Here is an 18,299-nt window from a genome sequence, read left to right on the forward strand (position 1 = left end):
TAGGGCGACTCGAGGTTGAATAAGACGAAATTATCGTCTTATTCCATCGCTCAGGGTAGCGTCAAGAAATTTGTGCAAGCAGCAAGATATTCCCAGTTGAGGTGCGTGGAATCGGATTAGTGGGGATAGCGATCGTTAAACATCTGCTTCTTTTTTTTGCTTCACGGCCGTTTCGCCAACCGCGAATGACTTTTTTCCGTCGTACTCGTCATAATCGTCATACTCGTCGTACTCGCTCGCCGTTAGGTACAGATCTTCTCCACCGCCTCGATGTTCGTAAGGCTGTTCATCGGCTGGAGACGTTTGCGGATCACTTTGTTCATACGTTTGATCGGGTTGGACGTGTAGATGGCCATCTGCATCTCAGGCGAATACGAATAGAACGTCAGCAGCGTATCCAGCTGGTTTTCCCGCGACATGATTTCCTTTGGGTAGCGCTTTTGCCGCTTGTCCTTCAAACGATCAAAAGCAGCCAGGGCAAGCTCACGGTCCAGCGCGTTGTATACGGTTTTGAGATCAGCAAGGATTGAACCAACGGGGAACGTTAGCTTAGCCGTTGGCTCTGTAAATGACCGCTGGATCGGCTAGTCTAATAGTTAACCATGTACGCATAAAAGAAACCGAGCGCAGATGCTCCGTTCCTTTGTGTTTACCTCTATACCCGCCAGCAGTCCTCGAGCCGTTATCGAAGATCGCAGAAAAAGCCGAAATGGCGGATGATATCGTACAAAACGTCTTCTTAAAGCTTGTGGTGATGCTGAGCACGTTTCTCGGCGAAGCGGGCATGAAGACATGCCTTTTCAGCATTACGCCGAGATTTTACTGTGCATCAACCACGCCAAGCGTACCTGCTATCTCCTGAAGAGTTGCCTGTCCACAGGCAAAACGGCAACACGGATGACGAAGCTGCTTGATTACGACTTTTTATAAACAAGCGGATTAAGCGCGCTTGCTGCAAGTTCGCCCGGCTTGCATCCCGGAAACCAATGATGCATATCGCTCATCCTTGCTTTGCTGTCCGGCTCGGCGATACGAACGCCGTTGGCAATATAGATAACGGTCATAACCTTGCGCATATGATCCGTCGGGTTTCCAGGGGCTGAATGCATCGTCCATCCGGCATGAAAGGTCGCGTCGCCTGCTGACATTCCGCCGTAGTTCACTTGCGGGATTTGCTTGGCTTCAATGAACTGTCCTAACGTCTTATGGGATTCGTCGGAAATCTCCTGCTTGCTCACGTAACCCAGCTTGTGCGTACCGGAAGCAAAGGTCATGGTGCCGACCTCTTGCGGGATGGGCACAAGCGGCATCCACATCGTAATGGTGTTGTCGGTACCCAGCGGCCAATAAATTTGATCCTGATGCCATGGAGTGTGCCCGCCGCCAGGCTCCTTGAAGAGCGCCTGATCATGATAGATGCGGACTCCGTCCACGTCCATTAACTCCGCTGCGATTTTGGCAAACCGTCTAGCCATGACAAATCGTTTGACCGCCTCGCTTTTTTCCCAGACATTGCCGATTTGAATAAACGCTTTTCCATACGTATCACGTTCCGATACCGGTTTATCATGATAGTTGAGCTTCATTACCCAATCGGTGATGATTTCCTCGTACACGCTCACTTCATCGGGCTTGGCAACCTGTTTTAAGAAAATATGTCCATTCTCCTGATAACCCTCTATTTGCCCGCTTGATAACGAATAAGCATCACGCATTTCCGGCAATGCTGAAACGTTTTCGTTCATCATTATTCCTCCTTTTGCAGGTCCATCCATAATTGCTCTGCCCATTTTTTCAGCAGTTTCGATTGCTGCCAGCGATCCGAGAGTTCCTCAGACGAATGGGATGATGGCAAGAATTGAGGTGTGATCGAGTAGTGGTGCCCAATCTCGCACACAAAGGGCAGCACGTCTCCCGGCTGTGCTTGGGTGAGCCAATTTCTCATGCCTGCTTTCCACCAGCGCCGGAAATGCTCAACGATCGGATGCTCGGCTTGTTCTTCCAAGTGAATTTGAATTTGCTGCCCATTCGTTACACGTCCATGAATCGATCCGGTTCGCATCAGCAGCTCGGCGAAGTAAGGTTCAGCAAGCTCGAAGCTGTTCATTTCACCGGCAAGTATATAGTGGGATAGATCGATCGTTAAGGCCATTTCAGGAACTGCCCTTACATACTCTGTTGTACGCAGCAAATCTTGTGTAATTCGGCCGCGATGCGTTTCTATGAAAAAGGGTACGTTAAAATGTGCGGCTGTCTCGTAAAGCTCCTTGATTAAATCGACGGCTTCTCTGTTGATGGTAAATGAATCTTTTACCTGTGCATTAACATACATGACATTGTAATCCTGGGCTTTCAGCAAGGCTTCTTTAAGCTGTAGCCCGCTCGATGGAAAGGTCTCCAGTCCGAAGCTGAATGGGTGCTTCTGCATCAGCCTGCGCCACAGAGCCTCATCTTCACGCTCGGGCAAGCTTCCAAAAATACCGGTAAAGCCGGCGTTGGCCATTTCGTCAAATTTCTGCTCGAGTGACCATTCCTTGCCGTTGTCGCCATACAGCTTCATGGACCACATGGCCTGATGAAGCTCCATGAAAGGCTTAGTTGAAGCGCCATTGCTCGCTCTTTTCAACGAAATCGTTCATCTCTCCCTCCAGAGCTAATGATTTGATGTAGCCTTATTGTAATTAACGGCCATACGTTTGGCTTTGTCTAAGATTCAACTGTTTTTGTCAAAACCTACTGTGTTGCACATGCTGGTCTGATATAGTATTCGTAAAACACGAGCAGAATCAGGAGGATATTGATGCAAATTTTACAGGAGTATTTGAATAAACATCCGATTGTGCCTTATATCAGAGAATGTGATTACGCTGTGCGAAAACCATGGAGCATGCCGGAGAGGCGGCTGCTCGATTATTTGCTGATTTATGTTCAGGAGGGGACATGCAACTTCAGGGTAGACAGGACTTTGTATGAATTTCATAAGGGGGAGTTTTGTTTTATTCAACCCAACAGCCTGAATGATCTGGAGGGAATTGTGAATACGGTAACGCCCTTTGCGCATTTTGATGTGTTTTACGCTGCTGACCGGGAGCAAAGCTTTCCCACGCGCGCCGGTCAAGTGGAATTGAGCGCCTATCTGCATCTCATGCAGCCAAGGCTTGATGAAATGCTGCAGGTTGAAGTTCCGGTCAAGCTAAAGCCAAAAAACAGCACCAGGTTTCGCGATACGTTTCTGCAAGTAGTGGAGTTCTGGCAGGATCGCGACCCGCTTATGCAGTTGAAGGCACAGGCAGGACTTACCGAGCTGGTCATTATGCTTATGGAGGACGTGCTGGAGAGGAAACAGTCGCAGCGGACCTCGCCGCAGACGCTGAACTGGATTACATCCTATTTCTCCTTTCATCTTAATGAACCCTTAAGCGTAGCGGATATGGCTAGGCGCGCGAATTTATCCCATTCCCGCTTTCATGACTTGTTCAAGCAGCAGTATGGAATGACGCCACATCAATATTTGCTGGAGATGAGAATCAACCATGCTTGCGAGCTGCTGCAAAATACCAAATTGACCCAGCAGCAGGTAGCGGATTATTGCGGATTTTCCGATATCCATCACTTCTCAAAGACGTTTAAGAAGAAGCTTGGCATCGCTCCAGGTCAATTTCGCAACGATTGCAAGAAAGAATGATTTACTGAAACGGTAGGATGGGATTCATAATTGGTTCATAGCTTTTCTGTATTTGTCAGGAGACGCCTTGTGAAGTTTCTTGAACGTACGGATAAAATAGGAAACATTGTCATAGCCGCACTCCATCGCTATCGCTGTCACGGACAGGTCGGTGTGAGTTAGCATACGAGATGCTGCTTCTAACCGAATTCTATTGATATATTGTATACAAGTAAAACCGGTATATGGTTTGAAGAAGCGGATAAAATGATAGTCGCTATACCCGGCTAATTGGCTTAGCGTATGAATCCATATCTTGTTCTACTAATGCTCATGAATATACGAGATGACCCCCTTCAGTTTATATACCTTTTGATTTCGCTCATTAAGCTCACGCTTATGTTTGAACAAGATCCTATGGGTACGCATTGCCCAAAGTTAATTATTCGATATTCCTGATCCCCAAATAGAGTTTGGAAAAGGGCTGTAACCCCGGGTTACAGCCTTTTTTCTTAAGCGGCCATTAAATGAGTTAAGCTGCAACTCGCTTTCGCTATCGCTCCGATGTCTCAATTTAAACCCATCCTTTTACAAGGTCACAATCTTGGCGTTTGATGTCATTACATTGGTAGTTGGGCCTCCCCCTAAAGTCCTACAATGACATCAGCAAGCGAAACCAACCGACTAGAACCGGGGAGGATACAGAGATGAAGAAGCAAAAAACCGCTGCGGCGGCGCTGGTTATGGCCATCGCGCTGACGGGGCTTACGGCATGCGGCAGCAGCAACAATGCGGAAAACAATGCAGGTGCCGCAAATACGGGCGCGGCAACGGAGCCGGCTGCCGACACAGCGGCGAACGCAGGCGCAGCCGACAACGCAGGCGCCGATGCCGGCAACATGCCGGAGAAGCCGGCCGAGCTTACGATCTGGCCGGACGACAACGCCGACAGCGTGGCCACGATTACGGATATTACGAAGAAATACACGGAGAAAACCGGCATCAAGGTCAACGTCAAGCCGGTCAAAATGAACGACCAGCAGCAGATTCTCTCGCTGGACGGTCCTGCCGGGAAAGGTCCGGACCTGTTCTACCAGCCGGGCATCGGCAACCTGGTGCTCAAAGGCCTCGTGCAGCCGGTCAAGGCCGAGCAGGCCGTGCTCGACTCCTACACGCCGGAAGCGCTCAAGGCGCTCAGCCAGGACGGCCAGCTCTACGGCCTGCCGTTCGTAACGGAAACGTACGCGCTGTTCTACAACAAAAAGCTCGTGCCTACGGCGCCGGCGACGATCGCCGATCTGGAGAAGCTGGCTCAGGAACAGACGGATGCCAAAAAGCAGACGTACGGCTTCCTGTTCGAAGGCATCAACTTCTACTACGCTTGGGCGTTCATGGGCGGCAACGACGGCTACATCTTCAAGCAGACCGACGCAGGCGGCTACGATGTCAACGACATCGGCCTCAACAAGGAAGGCGCCGTCAAAGGCGTTCAGCTGATCCAGGATTGGTTCAAAAAAGGCTATCTGCCTAAAGGCGTCAACGGCGACATCGTCGACGGCCTGTTCGGATCCGGCAAAGTCGGCGCGGTCATCAACGGACCTTGGGCGATTACGGATTACAAGAAGCAGCTCGGCGACGACCTGGCGGTAGCTCCGCTCCCGACGCTGGAAAACGGCAAGCACCCGACCTCCTTCATCGGCGTGAAGGGCTGGATGCTCTCCAAGTTCTCCAAATCTCCGGAATGGGCTTCCGATCTGGCGGCATTCATCACCAATCAGGAAAACGCGCTGGAATACTACAAAAAGACCGGCCAGGTTCCGCCGGTAACCGCGGTTCTGAACGATGCCGCGCTGACCAGCGATCCGCTCGTCAAAGGCTTTACGGAGCAGGTCCAATTCGGCCAGCCGTTCCCGACGGTTCCTGAGCTTGATTATGTATGGGATCCGATGAAAAACGCGCTCCAATTCGCTTCCGAAGGCAAGGATGTGCAGAAATCGCTGGATGACGCTGTGAAGCAAGTCCAGGACAAGATGGCGATGTCCGGCAAATAAAAAGCCTGCGCCATCGGATCCTGTTCCACACGAAATCATCGCCGGCCGTCAAGGCACGGCGGGATTGCAACATCACGATGCCCGCGGGCTGGCGCTCACCGGCGCGGCCCCCGGGCTTTTCCTTTTGAATCGACTCCGCTATTTTGGGCGGACCCCTATATAAAGAGCAAGGATTGGAAGGTGAAGGAACCATGCAGAAAGCATTGCAACCGAAGGCCGGTCCCCTGCCTTCTCCGTCTGCGGCAGCCGCGCTGTCCATCATTCCAGGCCTGGGCCAGCTGTACAACCGCCGCTTCATCAAGGGCGTGCTGTTCCTTATGCTGGCGCTGTCGCTCGCGGCATCGATCGGCGCATGGACGGTGCACGGCATCGAAGGGCTCATCACGCTGGGCGACGATCCGAATCAAGATGATTCCCGAACGCTGCTGACGGAGGGAATTCTCTCCGTGCTGCTTGCGATCGTGCTTCTGTTCAGCTATGCGTTCAATATCAAGGATGCTTACCGGGATGCGGTCCGCCGCCAGGACGGCGAGCGCATTCCATCCGTAAGGCAGGCTTTCCATGACAGCTACGACAAAGGCTTCCCGTACTTCGTCGTTGTCCCCAGCTTCATCCTGCTGGCGATGGTCGTCATTTTCCCGCTGCTGTTCATGGTCGCGCTCGCGTTCACGAACTACAGCCTGTACAATTCCCCGCCGGCGAAGCTGCTGGACTGGGTGGGCTGGATCAACTTCAAGGAGCTGTTCACCAACCCGATCTGGACGCAAAGCCTCGTCTCCGTCGTCACCTGGACGGTCGTCTGGACGCTGGTCGCGACCTCGCTGCAGATCGGACTGGCGATGCTGCTCGCCGTGCTCGTCAATGACAATCGCGTGCGCTTCAAAAAACTGATCCGCACGATCTTCATCCTGCCCTGGGCGGTTCCTTCCTTCATGACCGCGCTCGTGTTCGCCGCCATGTTCAACGATACCTTCGGAGCGATCAACATGCAGATCATGAGCAAGTTCGGCCTGATGGTTCCATGGCTGACGGACCCGGCCTGGGCCCGCGTCGCGATCATCCTGATCCAGATCTGGCTCGGCTTCCCGTACGTGTTCACGCTGTTCACAGGCGTGCTGCAGAGTATTTCCAAGGACTGGTACGAGGCCGCCGAAGTGGATGGAGGCAGCCGCTGGCAGAAGTTCCGCTTCATCACGCTGCCGCATATTCTGTTCGCCACGGCGCCGCTGCTCATCATGCAGTATTCATTCAACTTCAACAACTTCAATATCATCTTCCTGTTCAACAAGGGAGGACCGGCGGTGCCGGGCCAAAGCGCGGGAGCGACCGACATTCTCATCTCCTGGGTGTACAACCTGACCTTCACCGACAACAACTACAAAATGGCCGCCGCCATCAGCATCATCATGGGCCTTATCGTCGCGGCATTCGCGTTCTATCAGTTCCGGAAGACGCGGTCATTCCGTGAGGAGGGATATTGATGGGACGCACGCTAAGATCCAAGCTGGAAGTATCCGGCATCTATCTCGTTGTTCTAATCATGTTCGCCGTTATTCTGTATCCGCTCCTATGGGCGGTCAGCATCTCGCTGAATCCGGGCACAAGCCTCTACAGCGCCAAGCTGATTCCGGACAATCTGTCGCTGGAGCATTACCGGTGGCTGTTCACGGATCCGCAGAGCGATTACGGCCTCTGGTACAAAAATACGATCATCGTGGCCGTATGCAACGCCGTCGCTTCCGTGACGATGGTCTCGCTGCTGGCGTACGTGTTCTCGCGCTTCCGCTTCACGGGCCGAAAGTACGGCATCTACACGTTCCTGCTGCTCCAGATGTTCCCGGTGCTCATGGGCATGGTGGCGATCTACCTGCTGCTGAACCTGGTGAACCTGCTGGACACGTTCACCGGCCTGATCCTGATCTATGCCGTCGGCGGCCTGCCGATGAACGTGTTCCTGGTCAAAGGCTATCTCGATACGATTCCGCGGGATCTCGACGAATCGGCGACGATGGACGGGGCGGGCCATCTGACCGTATTCTTCCGGATTCTGATGCCGCTGACGGCGCCGATCCTGGCTGTCGTCGGACTGTTCACCTTCATGGCGCCGTTCATGGACTTCCTGACGCCGCGCATCATCCTCCGCTCGCCGGAGAAGTACACGTTGGCGCTCGGGCTGTACAACTTCATCAACGACAAGTTCTCCAACAACTTCACGATCTTCGCGGCGGGCACGATTCTGATCGCCGTGCCGATCGCCACCGTGTTCCTGCTGCTGCAGCGCTTCCTCATCTCCGGCCTCGCGGACGGAGCGACGAAGGGCTGAGTTCTCCGAACGGGCAACGAAAGAAAAGCTGCACTCTTGATTGTCTTGGACATGATTGGGCGGCTTTTCTTTTGCAGGGGCAAGAAAGCGCAATCATGACGAAAGGGGATATGACATGGCATTCCGATTCAAGCGGCTTACGGCCGCGCTTCTGAGCTTGCTGCTGTTCCTGCCGGCGATGGCTTCCGGAGCGCGCGCGGCGGAAGCGGACCTGAACCTGGCAGCAAAGGATTCCGGATATGAGGCGGCCGCATCCGCAACGGATTCGGTTTATGGTTCCAATTCCGTCTACGTTCGGCTGAAAAATGAATGGAAAGGCGTTTATCTGTACGAAGCGGAGGGACAAGTCCGCTACGGCTTCACGGCGGTGAACGACCCGGCCTCCCAGTGGGAAATCAAGAGCGGCGCAGGAGGCGCGCAGCTGCTCGTGAACCGGGCGACCGGCCATCTGCTGAACCGGGAGCTGGCATCGGATCCGCATGACAATCTCAAGAGCTCCGCTCTCGGCAGCGACGCGGCTTCGGCCCAATGGGAGGTGACGGAAGCAGCCGGCAAGCCCGGATATGTCAATCTGTCCATACCCGGCAGCCCGAAGCAGCTCGTCAACATCCAGGTGCTGAACGGTTATGCGCAGGTGAGCGATTGGGCGCAGCCGGGGTGGGGCTCGGCGTTGTGGCAGGTAGAGCCGGGGCATGACCTGGAGCCGGTTCGGCTGGTCGACGGCTGGAAGGGGAAAGTCCTCTATGAGGAAGCCGGTCAGGCGAAATACGGCACGCCGGAGCTGAACGACGCTTCTTCGCAGTGGTTCGTCGTGGACGGCGTGACGCCGGGATCGAAAAGATTCGTGAACCGGGCGACCGGCCATGTGCTGAACCGTTCGGGCAACGATGGAGATCGTCTCAACGATCCTGTCAAAAGCTCGGACTTGCCGGATGCCTCGACGGCCGGCGATTTCTCCATTCAGGAGCAGGGAGGCGCCGCCGGGCTTTATACGATTGCGAGCAGCGAGAAATCCTCTTACCTGCTTCATGTCCAGAGCCAGACCGGTTATGCGCAGATCAGCGACTGGGCGCAGCCGGGCTGGGGCAGCTCCTCCTGGAGGCTGGAGCCGGCGGCCGATTCCGCGGCCAAGCGGCTCCAGGACAGCTGGAAGGGAAGCTTTTTGCAGGAACAGGACGGTCTGATCGCTTACGGCGCTCCGGACTATTCGGATGCTTCCTCCCAATGGATCGTGGAAGACTTTGGAACGGCCGTGCGGCTGCGCAACGTGCAGACGGGCCGTTACATGCAGCAGACGGAGCTGAAGGGCGGAGCCGCGCTTGCTGCGGCCGCGCCGCAAGCGGCGGATCCGCTGCTGACGAGCTGGATTCAAGCTCCGGGCAGAGACGGCAGCGGCGATGTCCAGTCCGGACAGTCCACCTTCCAGGCCGCTTCCGATGGAGATGCGTATCTGAACGTGCAGAGCCAGGACGGCTATGCGCATGGCAACAACTGGGCGCAGCCTTCCTGGGGGAGCGCCCGCTGGCTGGTGAAGGCTCCCGCGCCTGAAGGTCCGGCCGAGGAGCTGACTCCCTATGTGAAGATCCGCAACGACTGGCTGCAGCTCTATCTGTTCGAGAAGGACGGCAAGCTGGCTTACGGCAACGTCCAGCCTGGCGACGAGAGCGCGCACTGGCTGATCGAGACGAAGGACGGCGTGCAGCATATCGTGAACCGGGCGACCGGCCATTATGTCACGCTGAGCGGCTTGAAGCCGGATTCTCGCGAATCGGTGCGGGTAGCGGACCCGGAAGGCGACATGGATTCGGCGGCATGGACTGTCCTGGATCATCAGGGGTTCAAGCTGATCCGCAGCGCGGGGGACACCCGCCCAGCCGAAGCATCCGGCTATCTGAACGTCGAGCATAAGCTCAAGGCGGCGGAGTACAGCCCGGTGAACCGGGATTGGGGCAGCCCGAAATGGGAATTCATTCCGGTGAAGGCAAGCGAGACCGGCACGGGAGGCGGCGCTCCGGCACAGCTGCCCGACGGGGCGATCCGCTTGACGAGCAAGTCCGGAGGAGCGGCTCTCTACGAGAATGCCGGCGGCGTCGTGCTTTACGGCAATCTGGATGCCAAGGACCTGCGCTCGCATTGGTCGGTGAAGGAAAGGGCCGAAGGAGGCGTATCGATCGTCAATGAAGCCACCGGCCGCGAGCTCTCCTGGCTGCCGGGCGTGAGCTATCTCGGCACCGTTCCTGCAGTCGGATCGGGATCGAATGCGGCATGGGCGCTCGAAAGCGCGCCGGCCGCCGGAGCGGTTCTGCTGCGCAGCCTCGCCGAGGGCCATGAGGATGAATACGCGCAGATTGCGGACGGACTCGGCTATGCCCAGCTGGATCTGCGCTCCATCGACAACGGAGCCGTCCAATGGGTTGCGGCGGAAGCGCCCGAGGGAGGATACATCCCGGCGGTCCAGGATACGGTCGGCAGCGGCATGACGCCGTCGGCGCCGCATTCGGGATTGTACCGGCTGCAAAACTCGGCCGCCGGCTCGCTCCTGGCGATGAACGGCGATGAGTTGGCGCTGTCCGGCGGAGATGCCCGCAGCAAGAGCGCGCTTTGGAGAATGGAAGACCGGAACGGGCGGCTGCTGCTCCGGAATGAAGCCACCGGCAGCTACCTGCTGCGTGACGGTGACGGAAGCACTGTCTCGGCGGGAGAGGCGGGCCCGGCAGCCGAGTGGACGCAGGATAAGCAGTCCGGCTTGCTCATTCTGGCGGAGCCGGGCGGCAGCCGCGTGCTGTCAGCCGCTTCCGGCCATGCGGCGCTTGCCGAGCGTGACACGGCGGGCGGTTCAGGCCGCTGGAAGCTGCTTGAAGCCGCAGGCGATGTCGTTTATGAAGCGGAAAAAGGCTTTGTCTCCGGTGGAGCGGGCATTCATGCCGATGCGCCCGGTTATGCCGGCCGCGGGTATGTATCCGGCTGGAAGGATGCTGCCGACCGCCTGATCCTGTCCGTTCAAGCGCAGGCCGCAGGCCTGTATGAAGCGGATTGGACCGCCGGGGTGCTGGCGGGCGGGGATGCAGGCAGTCTGTCTCTCTATGTCAACGGCCTGCCGCAAGGCAAGCTGGGTGCGGCCGCCGGCGCTGGCAATGGAATGTGGAGGACAATACCGGCGAAGCTGAAGCTGCGGGCAGGCTACAATTCCGTGGAGCTGCGCAAGTCCGGGGACGACGCGGGCGGCCTGCTGGTGGACCGGCTGCTCGTTCATGGCGCGGTCAGCCGCGATTATCGCGGAGCGACTCTTCCATATACGACCTATGAAGCCGAAGACGGAACGACGACCGGCACGGTGCTCGGTCCAGACCGGACGTACATGACGCTTGCTTCCGAAGCGTCCGGCAGAAAGGCCGTCAAGCTGGATGCTTCCGGCCAGTACGTGGAATTCAAGCTTGCGGAACCGGCGAGCTACATGTCCTTGCGCTACAGCATTCCGGACAGCGCGGACGGCAGCGGCCAGCAGGCGACGCTGAGCTATTCGGTGGACGGAACCCCGGGCGGCAAGCTGGAGCTTTCCAGCCGCCACGCCTGGGTATACGGCAAGTATCCATGGTCCAACAATCCCGAGGACGGAGATCCTCACCGTTTTTACGACGAGACGCAGCTGGACTTCGGGCGCACGCTGCCGGCGGGTAGCGTCCTGAGGCTGGAAAAGCAGGCTTCCGACGCAGCCGCGTATTATGTTCTCGATTCGGCGGATCTGGAGCTGGCCCCGGCTGCATACGCCATGCCGGAAGGATTTCTCTCCGTGACGGACTTCGGCGCAGCGCCGAACGACGGCAAGAGCGACTACACCGCGTTTCTGGATGCCGTCAAGGCCGCCAAGGCGGCGGGAAAGGGAGTCTGGGTGCCGCAGGGCATGTTCCGGCTCGATTCGCCGCTGGAGGTGCAGGGAATCGCAATCCGCGGCGCGGGCATGTGGCATACGACCATCGAAGGCGCAGGCTTCATGGGCACGGGAGACGGAATCGGCGTGTACGATCTCAAGATCGACGTCGGCGTGACCGGACGGCATGACGAGCTGCGCGAGGCGGCTTTTGACGGAACGTTCGGCAAAGGCTCCACAATTCAAGGCGTATGGGTCGAGCATGCCAAAGCCGGCATCTGGTCGGTCCGCAGCGACGACGAAGACGGCGGCATCGCGACCGACGGCCTGTACGCCGCAGGCATGCGCATCCGGGATACGTATGCGGACGGCATCAACTTCTCGACGGGAACCGCCAACTCCATGGCGGAGCAGAATGCGATCCGCAATACGGGCGACGACTCCATCGCGATCTGGTCGTCGCAGCCGGACGGAGTAAGCGCGGACGACGCGCGGGCTTCGGGCAACACGATCCGCTTCAACACCGTCCAGCTTCCATGGCTGGCGGACAATGTCGCCATATTCGGCGGCAGCGACAACAAGGTGCAGGACAACATCCTGTCCGATACGGTCGGATTCGGCGCCGGCATCGCGGTGTCGACGCGCTTCAATCCTGTCGCCTTCGGCGGCAGGACGGTCGTGGAGCGCAATACGCTGATCCGTACCGGCGGCCATGAGTTCAACTGGAACCAGGACTTCGGCGCGATCTGGCTGTTCACCGGCGACAAGCCGATCGATGCCGATATCGATCTTCTCGATAATACCGTTCTGGACAGCACATTCCAGGGGCTGTACATCAACGGCGCGTATCCGTTCAACGCCAGCGGCCAGCATCGCATTCTCATCCGCAATCTGGTGCTGGACGGAATGGGCACTTGGGGCATTCACGCGGGCAGCGGCATCAGCGGCTCCGTCCAGCTGGATCAGCTGCAGCTCCGAGGCGCCAAGGTCGGACCGTTCTTCAACGCTTCCGGCAGCGCGTTCCAGCTGGCGCTGACGGAGCAGGCGCCGCCGGCGGCCGTGCTGCCGGTGGACGGATACCATACCGGCGAAGGCTTGACCTGGGACAGTCAGCCGGATCCGGGAACGGGTTTGCCAACGCCGACACCGACAAGCACGGCGTCGCCGACGCCGGCACCGACAGGCGCGGCAACGCCGACGCCGGCACCGACAGGCGCGGCAACACCGACGCCGGCATCGACAAGCACGGCAACGCCGACGCCTTCGCCGACAGGAACGGCAACGCCGACGCCTGGGGCGGGTTCGCCTGCTTCCAATCAGGAAGCGCTGGCCAAGGCGGCTGCGGCCAAAGTGCCTTCCGTGCAGCTGGAATCGTCCGCTGTTGCGGGCGGCGGACGGGCGGCGGAGCTGCCGCTGGACGCCTTCCTGGCTTATGCCGAAGCCATGCCGCTTGGAACGATTACGCTTCAAGCCGGAAGCTCGTCGATCACGATCCCGGCATCGGCAGCCGCCAAGCTGGCCGCCATGCGGGGCCAGGCGGATACGGCTGGAGCCGTCATCCGGATCGAGCTGGGCGCAGCGGATCAGCAGGCCTTTGCCGCGATGAAATTGCGGGCATCGGCCTTGAACGGCAATGCCTTCGCGGGAACGGCAGCCTGGAGCCTGAGCATGGAGCAAGGCGGGCGCTCCGCGGCGCTGACGGGCGGAATCGGCTATGTCGATCTCGAATTCCCGGCGGGCGGCGGCAGCAAGCCTGCCCCGAACGCAGGCTTGCTGCGGACGGCGGACGGCTCCGTCCGAGCCGTTCCGGCATCGTTCGCGAAGGGCGCGGACGGGACGATCGTCCGTATCCGTACGCTGGGAACAGGCAGCTTCGGTACAGCCGCGCTTCCGTCCAAGTCTTTCCGCGACACGGCGGGCAGCTGGGCGTCGGCGGATATCGAGCGGCTGTCTGCGGCTGGAATCCTGAACGGCATTTCCGCTGAGCGGTACGCTCCGGGGCAAGCCGTTTCGAGAGCTGACTTCGCAGCGCTGATCAGCCGCGCATTGGGACTGGATCTGCTGGCGGGAGGAGAAGCCGAAGGCCAGAGCTGGACAGACGGCAAGCCGGGCTCCGCCTGGACAGCCGCGGCAGCCGCCGTCCGTTCGGCCGGCATCATGCAGGGCGGCTTGGACGGTAGCTTCCGGCCGGTAGCTTCCGTCACCCGCCAGGAGATGGCTGTCATTCTGAACCGCGCCATCCTCTTCGCCGCAGGCGGCCAGCCGCATAACACCACGGATCCGGCTTCTCAAGCTCAAGCTTCCGTCTTCACCGATGCGGCGAAGATCAGTCCGTGGGCGGCGGATTCCATAACCGCCCTGGCCGCAAGAGGAATGCTGCGCGGAATGCCGGATGGAGCCTTCCATCCGCTGGCGCCGGTCACCCGCGCCGAAGCGGCTGCGCTGCTGGGACGTCTCTTGTCGGATGCAGGGTTTATCGGCAGCTGACCACCGAGCGATATAAGGGCATTCATTTGCGCCGCACAGGTTCCTGTGCGGCGTTTTTTCGCGCATTGCAGCCGATATCCGATCCCCAGCAAACATTTCCCTCTCTTCCCTCCAGCTTCATATGGCAAGCTCCGCCTGATTGGCGTATACTATCGCTACCAAGGGCGCGAGCCTGCGGCGTTGCAGCCCGACCACCCTTTTCCCAGAGCGTTTATGTGAGAGTGGGCGCTGATCAGGAACCGGGCTGCATCCATAACCTTTTGTTTCCTCCTCGCACATACGCGCAGGAGGACTTTTTTTTAGCTGCATCCATGTCTATGGAAAGAATTCAATTCCTTTGCAACTGCTATACAGCTGCTGCCCTCTCAGGGAGCAGCCCCATCCCGGCTGAATGTCCGTTCTCTCTGAAGGAACGATCCTGCCGCGTTCGCCGACATGTCATCCGATTGCTATAAATGGTCACTATTTTTGCCTATTTGATGGAAATAGGAGTAGAGAGGGCGGCGGCGCGGGCGTATAATTGAAATCGCTTACTCTATTATTCGCCGCAAGAGGGGTTCTTTCCATGACAGCCAACCGCAAACGACTGACGCTTGCGCTCGCCGCCTTGATCGCACTGGCCGCGCTCACTTTTTATTCCCGCCCGTGGACGCTGCTTAAGCGCGGCGACACCGCTCCGTCCGGAGTGGCCTCGGCCGCCGCTCCCGACCGCCTCGTCATGATGTTTCCCGCGAGCGTCGTGCCGGACGATCTGCCGCAGGTTCAGAACGAAATCAACAACTACCTGCAGGAGAAAATCAATGCCGCCGTCGAAATCCGTCCGGTCGACATGGGCAGCTGGTGGGACCGCACCGGCCTGGTCTACGCCTCGGGCAGCCAGGTCGATCTCATGTTCACGGCCGGCTGGATGAAGTTCGGCGACGAGGTGGCCAGAGGCCGCTTCATTGCCCTGGACGACCTGCTGCGGCAATACGGCGGGGGAATCAGAGGAATCGTCAACCCCGATATTCTCGACGCCAGCCGCATCGGGGGCAAGCTGTACGCCATCCCGACCAACAAGGAGTTCGCCGCGAGCAAGGGGATCGTCATGCGCCGGGATCTCACGGAGAAATACGGAATCAAGCTGGCTTCCATCAAATCTCTCGCGGATCTCGGTCCCGTGCTGGAGACGATCAAGCGGCGCGAGCCGTCGGTGACGCCGCTGCAGGTGCGCTCCGACCGCAGTCCGTTCACGTTCCTCATGCAGTACGGCCTGTTCGACATGCTCGGGGACGGACCCGGCGCTCTCCAGCGAGAGGGCGGCGGGACGAAGGTCGTGAACATGGTGGCGACCGAAGCGTACCGGGTCAACGCCAAGCTGATGCACCAATGGCATCTCGACGGCTACCTGAACGCCGACGCCGTGACGTCGAGGGACAGCGAATACGAAGCGGTCAAGGCAGGCGCCGCCTTTTCCTTCGCCGAGTCGATCAAGCCGGGCTTCGAGATCCAGGCTTCGAGAAACACCGGCATGCCGATGGCGACGGTGGAGCTGACCAAGCCGTACACGACGACGGCCGACGTGACGAGCGCGATGTTCGCCATCCCCCGCACCTCCCGCCATCCGGGCAAGGCGATGCAGCTGCTGGATCTGCTCTATACGGATCCTTATCTGCTGAATTTGCTCGATTGGGGCATCGAGGGCAAGCATTACGTCGTCCGTGCGGACGGCCGGATCGGCTATCCGGAAGGGGTGGACTCCCGGACGGTAGGCTACAACCTGAACCTGCCCTGGATGTTCGGCAATCAGCTCCATTCCTATCTGTGGGACAACGAGGATCCGGAGCTCTGGACCAAGTACAGGCGGTTCAACGAGGAAGCGGAGCCGTCCCGGGCGCTCGGCTTCGTCTTCAACCCGGACCGGGTCACGAGCGAGATCGCGGCCTGCAGCCGCGTCGACGAGGAGTTCGCTCCGGCCATCATCGCGGGAGAGCTGGATCCCGATCTGGTCATCCCGATGTATGTGGAGAAGCTGAAGGCCGCGGGAGCTGACCGGGTCATCGCGGAGAAGCAGCGCCAGCTGGACGAGTGGCTCGCCTCGAAGACGGCGGCGGGCAAGGAGGGCGGCCGATGAAGGGCTTCCGGCTCCCTCAGGCTACGCTGCGCACGCGGCTCATCATCGGGTTCGCGGTCGTCACGGCGCCGCTCGTCATCCTGCTGCTCTGGAACAATCTGTACTCGACGACGGTCGTGCGCTCCCAGGTGGCCCAGTCCAACCGGAGCCTGCTGACGATGTACATGAACGACATGGACAAGGTGCTCGAGGAAATCCAAAACTATCTGTTCAAGACGGCCGAGCAGAACCGCGATCTGCTGTCGCTGTCGCAGAACGAGCGCGGCGGCTGGGATTACTACCGGGCCAAAACGCAGATGGCCGCCGATCTCGGGGTCAACTCGAACTATTACGAGGCGGCGGATGTGCTGTTCGCCTACAGCTCCAAGTACGACGATCTCTTCGTCTCCCAGCAGCAGTCGGTCAGCTTCCAGCGGAAGCGGGATATCCAGTCCCGGCTGCATGAAATTCTGAAGGCGGGAGCGGGGGCGGACACTCCGTTCAGCGGCTGGACGGTGACGGAGCTGAACGGCTCCCATGCCCTTGTGCGCATCGTCGACACGGGCTACGGCTCGGCAGCGGGAGCGTGGGTCGATCTCGACCGGCTCATGAAGCCGCTCCATGCCCTCGGCGAGAGCGGCAAAGGGGAAGCCGTGCTGCTCGGAGGCCATTCCGGCAGCCTGCCGCTGACGACGCTCAAGGCCGGCCTCCGCGATGAGCTGCAGGCGACCGGGGCGGCTGCGGATACGGAAGCGGCCGCCGGGGCGTATACGATCGCCAAGCTTCCGCAGCCGTATCTGCTCGTCGCCCAGCCTTCGCGGATGGCGGGCATGAGGCTGGTGCTGCTCGTGCCGGAGAAGTCGCTGCTCGAAGGGCTTCCGTATTTCCGCTATCTGACCTACACAGTTCCGGTGCTGGCCGCCATTCTGCTCGCCATGTACCTGTACTATCTGCAGCGTGCGGTCGTCGTGCCGATGCACCGGCTGATCAAGGGCATGCGCAAGATCCGCTCCGGCGATCTCAGCGCCCGCCTGCCGGACAGCCGGCTGCCGGAATTCGTCACGATCAACGAGACGTTCAACGGCATGGCCTCGCAGATCGAGCATCTGAAGATCGACATCTACGAGGAGCAGATCCGTACCCAGAAGGCCGAGCTCAAGCATCTGCAGGCGCAGATCCAGCCTCACTTCTTCATGAACTCGCTCAATATCGTCTATCAGCTCGCCCAGATCCGCAGCTTCGACATCATCCAGAGCATCGCGCTCCATCTGGTCCGGTATTTCCGGTTCACGATCAATACGGCCGCAGCTTCCGTGACGATCCATCAGGAGCTGGAGCATATCCGCGACTACCTGACGATCCAGAAGCATCGATTCCCGGAGACGCTGGAGTTCGACTTCAAGGTGGAGGCAGGGCTGGAAAATTATCTGCTGCCGCCTCTATCGATCCAGCCGATCGTCGAGAACGCGATGGTCCACGGCTTCTCCACCAGCGGCGGAGGTCCCTTCCGGATCCTGATCGCGGTGAGCCGGAACGGCGCCTCTGGAGAGGGAGCGGCTGCCGGCGGCATCCGGATCGACGTGGCCGACAACGGCAAAGGGTTCGCTCCCGGAATGGCGGAGAGGCTCGCAGCGCGCGTGGAGGAGCAGGAGCCGGGGGAGCGCCATGTGGGCTTATGGAATGTCGCTCGCCGCTGCCGGCTGTTTTATGGAGCCGCAGTGTCGCTGAAATTCGAGAACGGAGCGGAGCGGGGAGCGCTCGTCACCCTCGGCCTTCCGGAAGAGCAGGCCGCGGACAATCGCCAGGCAGGATGA

Annotated in this window: 10 protein-coding genes and 1 pseudogene; 7 read left to right on the forward strand and 4 right to left on the reverse strand. The window is 58.9% G+C overall.

Annotation, left to right across the window (positions count from 1 at the left end):
* Positions 1-116: 116 nt before the first annotated feature.
* The 3 genes and pseudogenes from PHU01S_RS22340 to PHU01S_RS22350 form a co-directional block, all read right to left on the reverse strand.
* Positions 117-524 (reverse strand): annotated as a pseudogene (locus tag PHU01S_RS22340) (transposase); the annotation flags it as partial.
* A 390-nt stretch (positions 525-914) separates the two neighbouring features.
* Positions 915-1,748 carry a phytanoyl-CoA dioxygenase family protein gene (locus PHU01S_RS22345; RefSeq protein ID WP_246029309.1) on the reverse strand — a complete coding sequence of 278 codons (834 nt, stop codon included), beginning with the start codon at positions 1,746-1,748 and terminating at the stop codon, positions 915-917.
* Entirely contained in the window at positions 1,748-2,587 is an 840-nt protein-coding gene (locus PHU01S_RS22350) for an IolE/MocC family protein (RefSeq protein ID WP_048745253.1), read from the reverse strand. Before PHU01S_RS22350 ends, PHU01S_RS22345 begins: the two co-directional genes overlap by 1 nt.
* Before the next feature lie 213 nt (positions 2,588-2,800).
* Here PHU01S_RS22350 and PHU01S_RS22355 point away from each other — a divergent pair, with 213 nt between their 5' ends.
* Entirely contained in the window at positions 2,801-3,685 is an 885-nt protein-coding gene (locus PHU01S_RS22355) for a helix-turn-helix domain-containing protein (protein ID WP_049867720.1), read from the forward strand.
* Between the two features lie 24 nt (positions 3,686-3,709).
* Here PHU01S_RS22355 and PHU01S_RS27185 read toward each other — a convergent pair whose 3' ends face one another.
* Entirely contained in the window at positions 3,710-3,979 is a 270-nt protein-coding gene (locus PHU01S_RS27185) for a helix-turn-helix transcriptional regulator (protein WP_021880791.1), read from the reverse strand.
* A gap of 392 nt (positions 3,980-4,371) precedes the next feature.
* Between PHU01S_RS27185 and PHU01S_RS22365 the strand changes: the two genes are divergently transcribed.
* The 6 genes from PHU01S_RS22365 to PHU01S_RS22390 all read left to right on the forward strand — a co-directional run bounded on the left by PHU01S_RS22365 (position 4,372) and on the right by PHU01S_RS22390 (position 18,299).
* Positions 4,372-5,715 carry an extracellular solute-binding protein gene (locus PHU01S_RS22365; protein WP_127510039.1) on the forward strand — a complete coding sequence of 448 codons (1,344 nt, stop codon included), beginning with the start codon at positions 4,372-4,374 and terminating at the stop codon, positions 5,713-5,715.
* A 191-nt stretch (positions 5,716-5,906) separates the two neighbouring features.
* A complete protein-coding gene (locus PHU01S_RS22370; RefSeq protein ID WP_048745255.1) occupies positions 5,907-7,196 on the forward strand; it encodes a sugar ABC transporter permease in 1,290 nt (429 codons plus the stop codon).
* A complete protein-coding gene (locus PHU01S_RS22375) occupies positions 7,196-8,038 on the forward strand; it encodes a sugar ABC transporter permease (RefSeq protein WP_049867718.1) in 843 nt (280 codons plus the stop codon). Before PHU01S_RS22370 ends, PHU01S_RS22375 begins: the two co-directional genes overlap by 1 nt.
* 115 nt (positions 8,039-8,153) lie before the next feature.
* The gene (locus tag PHU01S_RS22380) at positions 8,154-14,393 is read left to right on the forward strand and encodes an S-layer homology domain-containing protein (protein ID WP_127510041.1); all 6,240 of its coding nucleotides are present in this window, start codon (positions 8,154-8,156) and stop codon (positions 14,391-14,393) included.
* Positions 14,394-14,958: 565 nt separating this feature from the next.
* Positions 14,959-16,506, forward strand: coding sequence for an ABC transporter substrate-binding protein (locus PHU01S_RS22385; protein ID WP_127510043.1), 1,548 nt, complete (start codon positions 14,959-14,961; stop codon positions 16,504-16,506).
* Positions 16,503-18,299 carry a sensor histidine kinase gene (locus tag PHU01S_RS22390; RefSeq protein WP_127510045.1) on the forward strand — a complete coding sequence of 599 codons (1,797 nt, stop codon included), beginning with the start codon at positions 16,503-16,505 and terminating at the stop codon, positions 18,297-18,299. The genes PHU01S_RS22385 and PHU01S_RS22390 overlap by 4 nt, the downstream gene beginning before the upstream one ends.

It is taken from the genome of Paenibacillus humicus NBRC 102415, from assembly GCF_004000905.1.
Lineage (GTDB): Bacteria > Bacillota > Bacilli > Paenibacillales > Paenibacillaceae > Paenibacillus_O > Paenibacillus_O humicus.

What these genes read in the sequence shown, in the direction of transcription:
- PHU01S_RS22345 (WP_246029309.1), bottom strand. Translation starts at nt 1,748, where the DNA reads ATGATGAACGAAAACGTTTCAGCATTGCCGGAAATGCGTGATGCTTAT.
- PHU01S_RS22350 (WP_048745253.1), bottom strand. Translation starts at nt 2,587, where the DNA reads ATGGAGCTTCATCAGGCCATGTGGTCCATGAAGCTGTATGGCGACAAC.
- PHU01S_RS22355 (WP_049867720.1), top strand. Translation starts at nt 2,801, where the DNA reads ATGCAAATTTTACAGGAGTATTTGAATAAACATCCGATTGTGCCTTAT.
- PHU01S_RS22365 (WP_127510039.1), top strand. Translation starts at nt 4,372, where the DNA reads ATGAAGAAGCAAAAAACCGCTGCGGCGGCGCTGGTTATGGCCATCGCG.
- PHU01S_RS22370 (WP_048745255.1), top strand. Translation starts at nt 5,907, where the DNA reads ATGCAGAAAGCATTGCAACCGAAGGCCGGTCCCCTGCCTTCTCCGTCT.
- PHU01S_RS22375 (WP_049867718.1), top strand. Translation starts at nt 7,196, where the DNA reads ATGGGACGCACGCTAAGATCCAAGCTGGAAGTATCCGGCATCTATCTC.
- PHU01S_RS22380 (WP_127510041.1), top strand. Translation starts at nt 8,154, where the DNA reads ATGGCATTCCGATTCAAGCGGCTTACGGCCGCGCTTCTGAGCTTGCTG.
- PHU01S_RS22385 (WP_127510043.1), top strand. Translation starts at nt 14,959, where the DNA reads ATGACAGCCAACCGCAAACGACTGACGCTTGCGCTCGCCGCCTTGATC.
- PHU01S_RS22390 (WP_127510045.1), top strand. Translation starts at nt 16,503, where the DNA reads ATGAAGGGCTTCCGGCTCCCTCAGGCTACGCTGCGCACGCGGCTCATC.